The organism is Klebsiella sp. X1-16S-Nf21, from assembly GCF_002837615.1.
GTDB classification, from domain to species: Bacteria; Pseudomonadota; Gammaproteobacteria; order Enterobacterales; family Enterobacteriaceae; genus Klebsiella; species Klebsiella variicola.
This window is the reverse complement of the sequence record NZ_PJDK01000057.1, coordinates 1-15,226: the sequence shown is the minus strand read 5'-3', so window position 1 is coordinate 15,226 and position 15,226 is coordinate 1. Positions and strand designations below refer to the sequence as shown.

At 53.3% G+C, this 15,226-nt stretch carries 11 protein-coding genes; 1 reads left to right on the top strand and 10 read right to left on the bottom strand.

The features are described from left to right. Positions 1 to 3: 3 nt before the first annotated feature. Positions 4 to 321: a PTS lactose/cellobiose transporter subunit IIA gene (locus tag CW267_RS21835; RefSeq protein WP_008808002.1), complete on the top strand. Its 318-nt coding sequence runs from the start codon at positions 4 to 6 to the stop codon at positions 319 to 321. A gap of 43 nt (positions 322 to 364) precedes the next feature. On the opposite strand, the gene dcuB is transcribed toward CW267_RS21835, so the two are convergent. The 10 genes from dcuB to CW267_RS21775 all read right to left on the bottom strand — a co-directional run. Then, positions 365 to 1,705, bottom strand: a complete 1,341-nt coding sequence (dcuB, locus tag CW267_RS21830) for an anaerobic C4-dicarboxylate transporter DcuB (protein WP_008808003.1) — start codon at positions 1,703 to 1,705, stop codon at positions 365 to 367. A gap of 400 nt (positions 1,706 to 2,105) precedes the next feature. After that, positions 2,106 to 6,329 (bottom strand): DNA-directed RNA polymerase subunit beta', encoded by a 4,224-nt coding sequence (rpoC, locus tag CW267_RS21825; protein WP_008808004.1) that lies wholly within the window; start codon positions 6,327 to 6,329, stop codon positions 2,106 to 2,108. A 76-nt stretch (positions 6,330 to 6,405) separates the two neighbouring features. Next, positions 6,406 to 10,434: a DNA-directed RNA polymerase subunit beta gene (gene rpoB, locus CW267_RS21820; protein ID WP_008808005.1), complete on the bottom strand. Its 4,029-nt coding sequence runs from the start codon at positions 10,432 to 10,434 to the stop codon at positions 6,406 to 6,408. A 324-nt stretch (positions 10,435 to 10,758) separates the two neighbouring features. Continuing rightward, positions 10,759 to 11,124 carry a 50S ribosomal protein L7/L12 gene (rplL, locus tag CW267_RS21815; protein ID WP_002884142.1) on the bottom strand — a complete coding sequence of 122 codons (366 nt, stop codon included), beginning with the start codon at positions 11,122 to 11,124 and terminating at the stop codon, positions 10,759 to 10,761. Between the two features lie 66 nt (positions 11,125 to 11,190). Then, positions 11,191 to 11,688: a 50S ribosomal protein L10 gene (rplJ, locus tag CW267_RS21810; RefSeq protein ID WP_001207203.1), complete on the bottom strand. Its 498-nt coding sequence runs from the start codon at positions 11,686 to 11,688 to the stop codon at positions 11,191 to 11,193. Positions 11,689 to 12,101: 413 nt separating this feature from the next. After that, entirely contained in the window at positions 12,102 to 12,806 is a 705-nt protein-coding gene (gene rplA, locus CW267_RS21800; protein ID WP_008808006.1) for a 50S ribosomal protein L1, read from the bottom strand. Between the two features lie 3 nt (positions 12,807 to 12,809). Further along, complete coding sequence (gene rplK, locus CW267_RS21795) at positions 12,810 to 13,238, bottom strand: 50S ribosomal protein L11 (protein ID WP_008808007.1); 429 nt, start codon at positions 13,236 to 13,238, stop codon at positions 12,810 to 12,812. A gap of 156 nt (positions 13,239 to 13,394) precedes the next feature. After that, positions 13,395 to 13,940 (bottom strand): transcription termination/antitermination protein NusG, encoded by a 546-nt coding sequence (gene nusG / locus CW267_RS21790; protein ID WP_007665882.1) that lies wholly within the window; start codon positions 13,938 to 13,940, stop codon positions 13,395 to 13,397. Position 13,941: 1 nt separating this feature from the next. Next, entirely contained in the window at positions 13,942 to 14,325 is a 384-nt protein-coding gene (gene secE, locus CW267_RS21785; RefSeq protein ID WP_002883772.1) for a preprotein translocase subunit SecE, read from the bottom strand. A gap of 338 nt (positions 14,326 to 14,663) precedes the next feature. Continuing rightward, the coding region (locus tag CW267_RS21775) for an EF-Tu/IF-2/RF-3 family GTPase (protein ID WP_264755088.1) at positions 14,664 to 15,226 on the bottom strand (563 nt) is incomplete at its 5' end.

The window sequence follows — 15,226 nt, the reverse complement described above, 5'->3', positions numbered from 1 at the left end:
TCGATGGAAGATTTAGAAACGATCATCATGGAGCTGTTGGTTAATGCCGGTTCCGCACGTAGCGCGGCGCTCACTGCTCTCCAGTTAGCACGGAAAGGTGACTTTGCGGCAGCCGAGCAGGCCATGGCCGAGTCCCATGAGTTCGTCAAACATGCGCATAAAATCCAGACCCAGCTCATCGGCCTGGATGAAGGCACCGGTAAGCTGCCGGTCAACCTGATCACCGTTCACTCTCAGGACCACCTGATGAACGCCATGGTCATTCAGGATCTGGCGACCGATATGATTGAACTCTATCGTCGTCTGCCGCTCGCGCAGTAATCTCGCGGATTTAACGGGCGCCGCTGCCGGCGCCCGTCCCCTCTCAAAGAAAACCATACATCGCGGCGAATACCCAGCCAAACACGCAGGAGACACCGACGCCGATGAGCCCGGGCAGGATGAAGCTATGGTTAATGACAAAGCGGCCGATATGGGTGGTCCCTGAGCGGTCGAACTGGATCGCCGCCAGATCGCTTGGGTAGGTCGGCAGAATATAGTAGCCATAGCAGGCCGGCGCGGAAGCCACGATATAGGCCGGGTCGACGCCGATGGCCAGCGCCACCGGAACAATCGCCGCCAGCGCTGCCGCCTGAGAGTTCACAAACTTCGAAACCAGCAGCAGTACGATGGCGTAAGCCCACGGGTACTCCTTCACCATCTCCCCGAGCACACCTTTAATCTCGGTCATATGCGCGCCGAACATAGTCTCCGCCATCCACGCGATGCCGTATACCGCGACGATAGCGATCATCCCCGAACGGAAAACCTCATTTTTAGAAATCGACGCCGGGTTGGTTTTGGTAATGATGATGATTAATGCCCCGGAGAGCAGCATGAACATCTGGATCACCAGCACCATCGACAGCGGCTTACCGTCGAAGGCCGGACGCAGTTCGGAAAACGCGCCGAGCAAGGCCACCACGGCGATGGAGGCCAGAAAGATCCACATCGCAATCCAGTTGCTGGTCGGCAGCTTTTTATCCAGCAGCGTCGCCGTATCGCCATAGACATAATGGCGATTTTCCGGTACCGCAATAAACGCCTGGAAGGCTTCGTCTTTATCCAGATCTTTGCCACGGAACCAGCTGAAGATACCAATCGCCAGGATCCCCAACAGCGTGGACGGAATGGTTATCGCCAGCAGGTCGAGAAATTCCAGGTGTTTACCGTTAAAGGTAAAATTCCCCAGCATCGCCACCAGCGACACCACTGCTACCGAGACCGGGCTGGCGATGATCCCCATCTGGGCGCCTATGGAGCTGGCCGCCATTGGACGCTCCGGACGAATGTTATTCTTAATGGCGACATCGTAGATAATCGGCAGGATCGTGTACACCACGTGTCCGGTACCGCAGAGAATGGTCAGCGTGCAGGTGACGAAAGGCGCGACGATCGAGACATATTTCGGGTTGCGCCGCAGCAGCTTCTCGGCAATCTGTAACATAACATCCAGCCCGCCCGACGCCTGTAGCGTCGCCGAAGCGGCCACAACGGCAATGATGACTAACATCACATCAACCGGCGGTTTACCCGGCTGGAGATGGAACACAAAAACAAGGATAACCAAACCGATGCCGCCCAACAGGCCCAGCGCAATACCGCCTTTTCGGGCACCATAAAACAGACAAATTAAGATAATAATGAGTTGTATCGCAAATTCCATGCAGCCCCCAGAGCCTGTCCACTCAGACCAAAAGAAATGACCAACACCTGCCTGCCGGTATTATTTCTGCGTCTTATCGGGAGAAGCATGAGATGCGGCGATCCCTCTCCAGAGCCGTAGCTCCGAAGATAAAGCAGCAGAAGTAATCCCATGATTCATTAGGTATTTTGAATATATCGCCTTTGAATTGATTGTTTTTTGATATGAGTAGAACTTTTACCCATATATAAACAAAGGTTTTTCCAGTGAACGGGGGATGGATATTTTATATGAATTAATTGCTAAAAATATGCGGCGTTAATATGTCGTAAATGTAATTAAAGAAGAGGGTGAGGCGGCGAACAAACAATAAAAAAGCCGGTCAGGAAACCTGACCGGCTTTTTAGCAGTGCATCAACGATTAATCGTTGTCAGAACCGCCCAGGCCTGCGTTCAGCAGTTCTGCCAGGTTGGCAGACGCTTCTTCTACGCTCACCTGCGGGGCAGCTGGCTGTTCGCCCGCTGCGCGACGGCGCATACGATCCTGGTGGTACGCATAGCCGGTACCCGCCGGGATCAGACGACCCACGATGACGTTCTCTTTCAGACCGCGCAGTTCGTCGCGTTTGCCCGCAACGGCTGCTTCGGTCAGCACGCGAGTGGTCTCCTGGAACGAGGCCGCGGAGATGAAGGACTCGGTTGCCAGAGACGCTTTGGTGATACCCAGCAGGTCGCGGGAATAGGTTGCCGCCACTTTGCCATTCGCTTCAAGCTCGCGGTTAGCGATCTTAACGCGGGAGTATTCAACCTGCTCGCCTTCGAGGAAGTCGGAGCTACCAGCACTTTCGATGGTCGCTTTACGCAGCATCTGACGAACGATAACTTCAATGTGCTTATCGTTAATCTTAACGCCTTGCAGACGGTAAACGTCCTGCACTTCGTTGGTGATGTAACGCGTTACCGCGTGCACGCCACGAAGACGCAGAATGTCGTGCGGTGCTTCCGGACCGTCGGAAACCACGTCACCACGTTCTACACGTTCACCTTCGAACACGTTCAGCTGACGCCATTTCGGAATCATCTCTTCGTACGGTTCGCTACCGTCTACCGGGGTGATAACCAGACGACGTTTCCCTTTGGTTTCTTTACCGAAGGAAATGATGCCGCTGATTTCAGCCAGGATTGCCGGCTCTTTCGGACGACGTGCTTCGAACAGGTCCGCAACGCGCGGCAGACCACCGGTGATGTCCTTGGTACCGCCGGATTCCTGCGGAACACGCGCCAGGGTGTCACCAGAGCTGATCTGTACGCCATCTTCCAGCTGAACAATCGCTTTACCCGGCAGGAAGTACTGAGCAGGCATATCGGTGCCTGGGATCAGAACGTCGTTGCCCTGAGCATCAACAATTTTCAGCGCCGGACGCAGATCTTTACCACCGGAGGTACGTTCTGCGGAATCCAGAACCACCAGCGAAGACAGACCGGTCAGCTCGTCGGTCTGACGAGTAATGGTCTGGCCGTCGATCATGTCAGTGAAGCGGACGAAACCACTCACTTCGGTGATAACCGGCATGGTATGCGGATCCCAGTTTGCAACGGTTTCACCGCCGGCAACCTGTTCGCCATCGCCTTTCGCCATAACGGAGCCGTAAGGCACTTTATAGCTTTCTTTGGTACGACCGAATTCGTCGATCAGTTTCAGCTCGGTGTTACGCGAGGTGATAACCAGTTTACCGCTGGAGTTCACAACCGACTTCGCGTTGCTCAGACGGATGCTACCTTTGTTTTTCACCTGGATGCTGGATTCAGCAGCCGCACGAGATGCCGCACCACCGATGTGGAACGTACGCATCGTCAGCTGTGTACCCGGCTCACCGATGGACTGTGCCGCGATAACGCCGATAGCCTCACCTTTGTTGATGAGGTGGCCACGCGCCAGGTCACGACCATAGCAGTGCGCACATACACCAAAGTCGGTGTCACAGGATACAACGGAACGAACTTTGACGGAGTCAACGGAGTTCTCTTCCAGCAGGTCACACCAGTGCTCATGCAGCAGCGTGTTGCGTGGAACCAGAATGTCCGCGGTACCCGGCTTCAGAACGTCTTCAGCAGTCACACGACCCAGTACGCGATCGCGCAGCGGCTCTTTAACGTCGCCACCTTCGATAACCGGCGTCATGGTGATGCCTTCCAGGGTGCCGCAGTCGTCTTCAGTGACGACCAGGTCCTGGGCAACGTCAACCAGACGACGAGTCAGGTAACCGGAGTTCGCTGTCTTCAGTGCGGTATCCGCCAGACCTTTACGCGCACCGTGGGTGGAGATGAAGTACTGGAGTACGTTCAGACCTTCACGGAAGTTCGCGGTGATCGGCGTTTCGATGATCGAGCCATCCGGCTTCGCCATCAGACCACGCATACCAGCCAGCTGACGAATCTGTGCCGCAGAACCACGCGCACCGGAGTCGGCCATCATGTAGATGCTGTTGAAGGAAACCTGCTGCTCTTCCTGACCGTCACGGTTAATCACGGTTTCGGTTTGCAGGTTATCCATCATCGCTTTGGATACACGATCGTTCGCCGCAGCCCAGATATCGATAACTTTGTTGTAGCGCTCGCCCGCGGTGACCAGACCAGACTGGAACTGTTCCTGAATCTCAGCAACTTCCGCTTCCGCTTCGCTGATGATTTCGTATTTTTTCTCCGGGATGACCATGTCATCGATACCAACGGATGCACCTGAACGCGCTGCATAAGCAAAGCCGGTGTACATCGTCTGGTCCGCAAAAATAACGGTCGGTTTCAGGCCCAGAATACGGTAACAGGTGTTCAGCATCTTGGAGATCGCTTTCTTACCGAGCGCCTGGTTCACGATAGAGAACGGCAGACCTTTCGGTACGATCATCCACAGAATGGCACGGCCAACGGTCGTGTCTTTCAGGCTAGTCTTCGCGACGAATTCACCATTCTCGTCTTTTTCGTATTCAGTGATACGCACTTTAACGCGCGCATGCAGAGAGGCCAGACCGGCGCGATAAATACGCTCCGCTTCTTTCGGGCCAGTCAGCACCATGCCTTCGCCTTTGGCGTTAACACAGTCACGGGTCATGTAGTACAGACCCAGTACAACGTCCTGAGACGGAACGATGATTGGTTCGCCGTTCGCCGGGGACAGGATGTTGTTGGTAGACATCATCAGCGCACGCGCTTCCAGCTGGGCTTCCAGCGTCAGCGGTACGTGAACAGCCATCTGGTCGCCATCGAAGTCGGCGTTATAGGCCGCACAAACCAGCGGGTGCAGCTGAATAGCTTTACCTTCGATCAGAACCGGTTCGAATGCCTGGATACCTAAACGGTGCAGCGTTGGCGCACGGTTCAGCAGTACCGGGTGTTCGCGGATAACTTCGTCCAGGATATCCCAAACAACGGCTTCTTCGCGCTCAACCATTTTCTTAGCGGCTTTGATGGTGGTGGCCAGGCCACGCAGTTCCAGCTTGCCGTAAATGAACGGTTTGAACAGCTCCAGCGCCATTTTCTTCGGCAGACCGCACTGATGCAGACGCAGGTATGGACCTACGGTGATAACAGAACGACCGGAGTAGTCAACACGCTTACCGAGCAGGTTCTGACGGAAACGACCCTGTTTACCTTTGATCATATCGGCCAAAGATTTCAGAGGACGTTTGTTAGAACCGGTGATCGCACGACCGCGACGGCCGTTATCCAGCAGGGCGTCAACCGCTTCCTGCAGCATACGTTTTTCGTTGCGTACGATGATGTCCGGCGCAGCCAGATCCAGCAGACGTTTCAGACGGTTGTTACGGTTAATGACGCGACGATACAGATCGTTCAGGTCAGAAGTCGCAAAACGGCCGCCATCGAGCGGAACCAGCGGACGCAGATCTGGCGGCAGAACCGGCAGAACGGTCAGGATCATCCATTCCGGCTTGTTGCCAGACTGAACGAACGCTTCCAGCAGCTTAATGCGCTTGGTCAGCTTTTTACGCTTGGTTTCGGAGTTGGTTTCGTTCAGCTCTTCACGCAGCTGTTCGCATTCCTGCTCCAGATCCATATTGCGCAGCAGCGCCTGGATCGCTTCCGCACCCATTTTCGCGTCGAATTCGTCACCGAACTCTTCCAGCGCATCCAGGTACTGCTCTTCAGTCAGAATCTGGTTGCGTTCGAGGTTGGTCATGCCACCTTCGATAACCACGTAGGATTCGAAGTACAGTACACGTTCGATATCGCGCAGCGGCATATCCAGCAGCAGGCCGATACGGGACGGCAGCGATTTCAGGAACCAGATGTGCGCCGTCGGGCATGCCAGCTCGATGTGGCCCATGCGCTCACGACGCACTTTAGTCTGGGTCACTTCAACGCCGCACTTCTCACAGATCACACCGCGGTGTTTCAGGCGCTTGTACTTACCGCACAGGCACTCATAGTCTTTTACTGGCCCGAAAATACGAGCACAGAACAGACCGTCACGCTCAGGCTTGAACGTACGGTAGTTAATGGTTTCCGGCTTTTTAACTTCACCGAAAGACCATGAACGGATCATGTCTGGCGATGCCAGAGCAATTTTGATCGCATCAAACTCTTCGGTTTTAGTTTGCGCTTTCAGAAACTTTAATAAGTCTTTCACGGATTTGCTCCCGTCGGAGTTAGCACAATCTGGCGCCGGGTTTTATCCCGGCACCAGTGACCTGTTTGAGCGAGAGTTACTCGTCTTCCAGTTCGATGTTGATGCCCAGCGAGCGGATTTCTTTCAACAGTACGTTGAAGGACTCCGGCATGCCCGGTTCCATCTGGTGGTTGCCGTCCACGATGTTTTTATACATCTTGGTACGACCGTTCACGTCATCAGACTTAACGGTGAGCATTTCCTGCAGGGTGTAGGCCGCGCCATAAGCTTCCAGCGCCCACACTTCCATCTCACCGAAGCGCTGACCACCGAACTGCGCCTTACCACCCAGCGGCTGCTGAGTAACCAGGCTGTAGGAACCGGTGGAACGAGCGTGCATTTTGTCGTCGACCAGGTGGTTCAGTTTCAGCATGTACATGTAACCCACGGTTACCGGACGTTCGAACTGTTCACCGGTGCGGCCGTCAAACAGGGTGATCTGACCGGAAGTCGGCAGGTCGCCCAGCTGCAGCAGCTCTTTGATTTCAGCTTCTTTCGCACCGTCGAATACCGGCGTTGCGATCGGCATGCCTTTACGCAGGTTTTCAGCCAGACGCAGAACTTCTTCATCGCTGAAGGTATTCAGGTCAACTTTCTGGCGAACGTCAGCGCCCAGATCGTAAGCACGCTGGATGAATTCGCGCAGTTTCGCGACTTCTTGCTGCTGTTTCAGCATGGCGTTGATCTTATCGCCGATGCCTTTCGCAGCCATACCCAGGTGAGTTTCCAGGATCTGACCGATGTTCATACGAGACGGTACGCCCAGCGGGTTCAGTACGATATCTACCGGCGTACCGTTAGCATCGTGCGGCATATCTTCGATCGGGTTGATCTTAGAGATAACACCCTTGTTACCGTGACGGCCTGCCATCTTATCACCAGGCTGGATACGGCGTTTAACGGCCAGGTATACCTTAACAATCTTCAGCACACCCGGTGCCAGATCGTCGCCTTGGGTGATTTTACGGCGTTTCGCTTCGAGTTTTTTCTCGAACTCGTGTTTCAGTTCGTCATACTGCTCAGCCAGTTGCTCCAGCTGATTCTGTTTCTCTTCGTCGGTCAGGCCCAGTTCCAGCCAGCGATCGCGCGGCAGTTTGTCGAGCTTCTCAGCTTCAACGCCACCGGAGACCAGCACCGCGTAGATACGACTGAACAGACCGGCTTCGAGGATCTGCAGTTCTTCAGACAGGTCTTTCTTCGCCTGCTTCAGCTGCATCTCTTCGATTTCCAGCGCACGTTTGTCTTTTTCTACGCCATCACGGGTAAAGACCTGAACGTCGATAACGGTACCAGAGACACCGTTCGGTACGCGCAGAGAAGAGTCTTTAACGTCAGACGCTTTCTCACCGAAGATCGCACGCAGCAGTTTCTCTTCCGGCGTCAGCTGGGTTTCACCTTTCGGCGTTACCTTACCAACCAGAATGTCGCCGCCGGTCACTTCCGCGCCGATATAAACGATACCGGACTCATCCAGTTTAGAGAGCGCAGCTTCACCCACGTTCGGGATGTCAGCGGTGATCTCTTCCGGCCCCAGCTTGGTGTCACGGGACACGCACGCCAGTTCCTGAATGTGGATGGTGGTGAAACGGTCTTCCTGAACAACACGCTCGGAGACGAGGATGGAGTCTTCGAAGTTGTAGCCGTTCCACGGCATGAACGCTACGCGCATGTTCTGACCCAGCGCCAGTTCACCAAGGTCGGTGGACGGGCCGTCGGCCAGCACGTCGCCGCGCTCAATGGGTTCGCCCAGGGACACGCAAGGCATCTGGTTGATGCAGGTGTTCTGGTTAGAACGGGTGTACTTGGTCAGGTTATAGATGTCGATACCTGCTTCGCCCGGGTACATCTCGTCTTCGTTAACTTTGATAACGATACGGGAAGCATCCACGTACTGAACGGTACCGCCACGTTTAGCCACCGCAGTAACACCGGAGTCAACGGCAACAGCACGTTCCATACCGGTACCAACCAGCGGCTTATCAGCGCGCAGAGTCGGAACCGCCTGACGTTGCATGTTCGCACCCATCAATGCACGGTTGGCGTCATCGTGCTCCAGGAACGGGATCAGGGACGCACCGACGGATACCACCTGCTGGGTGGATACGTCCATGTAGTCAACCTGGTCGCGGCTGAACAAGCTGGATTCGCCTTTGCTACGGCAGGTAACCAGGTCTTCTACGAAGTGGCCGTTTTCATCCAGGTTGGAGTTCGCCTGAGCAATAACGTAGTTGCCTTCTTCGATAGCAGACAGGTAGTGAATTTCATCGGTAACCACACCGTCGGTCACTTTACGATACGGGGTCTCAAGGAAACCGTATTCGTTAGTCTGTGCGTACACGGACAGGGAGTTGATCAGACCGATGTTCGGACCTTCAGGCGTTTCGATTGGACATACGCGACCGTAGTGCGTCGGGTGTACGTCTCGAACTTCGAAGCCTGCGCGTTCACGGGTCAGACCGCCTGGGCCGAGTGCGGAGATACGACGTTTGTGCGTAATCTCAGACAGCGGGTTGTTCTGGTCCATAAACTGGGACAGCTGGCTGGAACCAAAGAACTCTTTCACTGCTGCGGAAATCGGCTTGGCGTTGATCATATCCTGAGGCATCAGGGTATCCAGATCGCCCAGAGACAGACGCTCTTTAACCGCACGCTCTACACGTACCAGGCCAACGCGGAACTGGTTTTCCGCCATTTCGCCAACGGAACGGATACGACGGTTGCCGAGGTGGTCGATATCATCGACTTCGCCTTTACCGTTACGGATATCGATGAGCTTCTTCATCACTTCGATGATGTCGTCTTTGCTCAGGATACCGGAACCTTCGATTTCGTCGCGCAGCAGAGAACGGTTGAACTTCATACGACCAACCGCGGACAGATCGTAGCGGTCTTCGGAGAAGAACAGGTTCTCAAACAGGCTTTCAGCCGCTTCGCGAGTCGGCGGCTCACCAGGGCGCATCATGCGGTAGATTTCTACCAGCGCGCTCAGACGATCGTTGGTCGGGTCGACGCGTACCGTTTCAGAAATGTACGGACCGTGGTCCAGATCGTTGGTGAACAGCGTTTCGATACGCTTGTGGCCGGACTGGCTCAGTTTAGCCAGCAGATCCAGGCTCAGCTCCATGTTCGCCGGGCAGATCAGTTCGCCGGTCGCTTCGTCGATGTAGTCTTTAGAAGCAACTTTACCCGCGATGTACTCAACCGGAACTTCGATATGTTTGATATCGTCTTTTTCCAGCTGGCGAATGTGGCGCGCAGTAATACGACGGCCTTTCTCAACGTACACTTTACCGTTGGCTTCGATATCGAAGGAGGCGGTTTCACCGCGCAGACGCTCCGGTACCAGCTCCATCTGCAGCTTGTTGTCGCGAATTTCAAAGACCACTTTCTCGAAGAACAGGTCAAGGATCTGCTCAGTGGTGTAATTCAGCGCGCGCAGAATGATGGTTGCCGGCAGTTTACGACGACGGTCGATACGAACGAACAGGTTGTCTTTCGGGTCGAATTCGAAGTCCAGCCAGGAACCGCGGTAAGGGATGATACGTGCGTTATACAGGACCTTACCGGAGGAGTGGGTCTTACCTTTGTCACTGTCAAAGAAGACGCCCGGGCTACGGTGCAGCTGAGAAACGATAACACGCTCGGTACCGTTGATAACAAAGGTACCGTTGTCGGTCATGAGCGGGATTTCGCCCATGTAGACTTCTTGTTCTTTGATGTCTTTAACGGTGCCTTCCGGCGCTTCGCGCTCGTAGATCACCAGACGCAGTTTTACGCGCAGCGGTGCAGAATAAGTCACGCCACGGATCTGACATTCTTTAACATCAAAAACAGGTTCGCCCAGACGGTAGCTGACGTATTGCAGCTCTGAATTACCGCTGTAGCTCTGAATCGGGAATACGGAACGGAAGGCTGCTTCCAGACCATACTGCCCTTCAGGATCTTGCTCGATAAACTTCTGGAACGAATCAAGCTGGATAGAAAGGAGATAAGGTATGTCCAGAACTTGTGGACGTTTACCAAAATCCTTACGAATACGTTTTTTCTCGGTATAGGAGTAAACCATAGGGTTCCTCAGCTCGCTGACAAGTCGACCCGTCTGCCTAAGTAAGGCAGTTTTTTATGCAACACTATTTTGTTGACCGGAAAATGGAACACTTTCCGCAATACCTGTTGCTATCACGCTTAAACCATTTCGTTGCGATTTACACAGCCCAGGAACCCTAACCTGTCGCAGTATATTAAGTCGTCGATAGAAACAAGCATTGTCAGGCAAACCAGCAGTCAAACAGTGTGAAATGCTACTGGCGCCTTACAGCGCAAAAAGGCTGGTGACTAAAAAGTCACCAGCCTCAGCCTGATTTCTCAGGCTGCAACCGGAAGGGTTGGCTTATTTAACTTCAACTTCAGCGCCAGCTTCTTCCAGAGATTTTTTCAGAGCTTCAGCGTCGTCTTTGCTGATGCCTTCTTTCAGTGCAGCCGGAGCAGATTCTACCAGGTCTTTAGCTTCTTTCAGACCCAGGCCAGTTGCGCCACGTACTGCTTTGATAACAGCAACTTTGTTAGCGCCAGCAGCTTTCAGAATTACGTCGAATTCAGTTTTTTCTTCAGCAGCTTCAACCGGGCCAGCAGCTACAGCTACAGCAGCAGCAGCGGAAACACCGAATTTTTCTTCCATTGCAGAGATCAGCTCAACAACGTCCATTACGGACATAGCGGATACTGCTTCAATGATTTGATCTTTAGTGATAGACATTTAAATTGTTCCTGAATATCAGAATAAGTTTATACGTAAGCGAATGCTTTATAAAGATAACTGCGATTAAGCAGCTTCTTTCGCATCGCGTACAGCAGCCAGAGTACGAACCAGTTTGCCAGCCGAAGCTTCTTTCATGGTTGCCATCAGGCGTGCAATTGCTTCTTCGTAGGTCGGCAGAGTTGCCAGGCGGTCGATCTGCGACGCCGGGATCAGCTCACCTTCAAAGGCAGCGGCTTTGACCTCAAATTTTGCATTCGCTTTCGCGAACTCTTTGAACAGACGAGCAGCAGCGCCCGGGTGTTCCATAGAGTATGCAATCAGGGTCGGACCAACAAACGTGTCTTTCAGGCACTCGAACTGAGTACCTTCAACGACGCGGCGCAGCAGGGTGTTACGAACAACACGCATGTATACGCCAGCTTCACGACCTGCTTTACGCAGTTCAGTCATTTTATCTACAGTTACGCCACGGGAATCCGCAACTACTGCAGACAGCGCGCCTTTGGCTACTTCGCTGACTTCAGCAACAATCGCTTGTTTGTCTTGAAGATTTAAAGCCATTAGCTTTGCTCCTGGATGTTTGCCAGAGCTTATGCTCTGGAACTCACTTCACTCAATTCAACGAAAAGAGCGTCTAAATACGGTGAGCAGAAACAAGCCAGAGTATCCAAAAATAATCTTAGCGTTCTGTCACCGTCTACGCAGGGGATTAAGTTTCTTGCGAAACACCTGCGGTCTTCGACGGAGGCCTGGATAGGCCAGGCTCCAACGAACAAATTCTTTCTATGACTTCGTCCTTCGAACCGCAGCGGCGTTAGCTGCTCTCGTTCACACCGGTCATGTAGTTAACTACACTCCCGGTGATTCACTCGATTGCTGCCTTGCTGCAATTCAAATGACTCGCATAGCGTCTGTCTTATTGACAGAATCGTGGGGGTAAGATTGTAGACAAAATCACCGCCCACGTAAAGGCATTAGTTTGCAGAAGCGTTCAGGCCAGCCTGATCTACTGCAACACCTGCACCCATGGTGGTGGAGATGCTAACTTTCTTGATGTACACGCCTTTCGCCTGAGTCGGTTTTGCTTTTTTCAGCGCAACCAGCAGAGCTTCCAGGTTTTCTTTCAGTTTGTCAGCGTCAAAGTCCACTTTACCGATGGTGGTGTGGATGATGCCGTTTTTGTCGTTACGATAACGAACCTGACCTGCTTTAGCGTTCTTAACCGCTTCAGCAACGTTAGGGGTTACGGTACCCACTTTCGGGTTTGGCATCAGGCCGCGCGGACCCAGAACCTGGCCCAGCTGGCCAACAACGCGCATTGCATCCGGGGAAGCAATAACAACGTCAAAGTTCATTTCGCCTTTCTTGATCTGGTCAGCCAGATCTTCCATACCTACCAGCTCAGCGCCTGCAGCTTTAGCAGCTTCAGCGTTTGCGCCCTGGGCAAATACGGCAACGCGAACAGAACGGCCAGTACCGTGCGGCAGTACAGTTGCACCACGTACGTTCTGGTCAGATTTACGAGCATCGATGCCCAGGTTTACAGCAACGTCAACGCTTTCAACGAACTTAGCAGTAGCCAGTTCTTTCAGCAGAGAGATGGCTTCGTTGATGTCATACTGTTTAGTTGCATCAACTTTGTCACGGATCACGGACATGCGCTTGGTCAGTTTAGCCATTTCTTAGTCCTCCACTACCAGGCCCATGGAACGTGCAGTACCTTCGATGGAGCGAGTCATCGCTTCAATGTCGGCACCAGTCATGTCGGCAGCTTTGGTCTGCGCGATTTCCTGCAGCTGAGCGCGGGAAATTTTACCCACTTTATCTTTGTTCGGCTTACCAGAGCCGGACTTGATACCAGCCGCTTTTTTCAGCAGAACTGCTGCCGGCGGGGTTTTGGTAACGAAAGTGAAAGAACGGTCAGCGTAAACGGTGATAACAACCGGGATTGGCAGACCTTTTTCCATGGATTCAGTTTTTGCGTTGAACGCTTTGCAGAATTCCATGATGTTAACGCCCTGCTGACCCAGTGCTGGACCAACCGGCGGACTCGGGTTTGCCATACCAGCTGCAACCTGCAGCTTGACGTAGGCTTGTACTTTCTTAGCCATTCTTAAATCCTCAAATTGGGTATTAACGCTTCAGAGAAGCTCCCCGTGATTAAACATCGTTTTACGGGCCAGGCCCATAAAAACAAAAGGCGCGAAATTGTATGCCAATTTCGCGCCCTATGCAACGATTAAATCGCTGCTTTTTTGATCGCCGGCTTACGCCTTCTCAACCTGACCGAAGTCCAGTTCTACCGGCGTCGCACGACCGAAGATGGAAACAGAAACTTTCAGGCGGGACTTCTCATAGTCCACTTCTTCAACGACGCCGTTAAAGTCAGCGAACGGACCATCGTTGACACGAACCATTTCGCCCGGCTCAAACAGCGTTTTCGGACGCGGCTTATCGCCAACCTGCTGCAGGCGGTTCATGATGGCATCGACTTCTTTGTCGCTGATCGGCGCCGGACGGTCGGAAGTACCGCCGATGAAGCCCATCACACGCGGTACGCTGCGCACCAGGTGCCAGCTCGCGTCGTTCATGACCATTTGAACCAGAACGTAGCCTGGGAAGAATTTACGTTCGCTTTTGCGACGCTGGCCGCCACGGATTTCAACCACTTCTTCGGTTGGAACCATGACTTCGCCAAACAACTCTTCCATGTTGTGTAATTTGATATGTTCACGCAGCGAAGTAGCTACGCGACCTTCAAAACCGGAAAACGCCTGAACGACGTACCAGCGCTTTTTAGGAGCTTCAGACATCTCAGAACCTCAGGCCAGTGATAAAGGAGACCAGGCGAACCAGAATACCATCCAGTCCCCACAGGATCAGTGACATTACTGCAGTCACGGCAGCAACAATCAGCGTAGTATGCAGCGTTTCCTGGCGAGTCGGCCAAATCACTTTACGCACTTCAGTTCGCGCTTCGCGAGCAAAAGCAACGGTCGCCTTACCTTTCGTCGTCAACAGCGCGACGCCACCGGCAGCAGCAATAAGAATAACCACGGCCAGCGCACGCACCGCCAGCATAATGTCGCGATAAAGGAAGTTGCCCACGATCGCCACGATCAGCAGCACGGCAACGATAATCCACTTCATCGCTTCCAGGCCGCGCCCGCTCCCTTGAGCTTCGGTATTCGCACTCATAAACCAACCTGTCAGAAGTATTCTACAAACAATTTCACCCCGCGGGGGCGAGGCGATCCAAACCGAAATTAAGTTTCGGATTATACACTGAACGCGTTCAAACTGCTTCAACGCTGGCGGTTCTGGCGCCTCTTCCCTGCTATTGCAAAGGAGAACGCTGACTTGCCGTCGCGCTACCGCTCGAATGGTTTGGTGTATAAACGCCCTCTTCAGAGCCTGTCTCAGCAATGATTATGACAAAAAAAATCACTGATGAGCCAGGTTCTGGTATGAAAGCGTGCAAAAAGGGCATCAAATGATGCCCTTTTATTGCGCATTGCGTCAAATGTTATCAGCGATTAGCCGAGAACTTTAGCAACCACGCCCGCGCCAACGGTACGACCGCCTTCACGGATTGCGAAACGCAGACCATCGTCCATCGCGATCGGGTGGATCAGGGTAACAACCATTTTGATGTTGTCGCCCGGCATAACCATCTCTACGCCTTCCGGCAGTTCGATGGTGCCAGTCACGTCAGTAGTACGGAAGTAGAACTGCGGACGGTAGCCTTTGAAGAACGGAGTATGACGGCCGCCTTCGTCTTTGGACAGGATGTACACTTCAGATTCGAACTTGGTGTGCGGCTTGATGCTGCCCGGCTTAGCCAGTACCTGACCACGTTCGATTTCTTCACGTTTGATACCACGCAGCAGAACACCAACGTTCTCACCAGCACGGCCTTCGTCCAGCAGTTTGCGGAACATTTCAACGCCAGTACAGGTGGTCTTCGCGGTTTCTTTGATACCAACGATTTCAACTTCTTCACCGACTTTGATGATACCGCGCTCTACACGACCGGTAACAACGGTACCACGACCGGAGATGGAGAATACGTCTTCGATCGGCAGCAGGAACGGCTTGT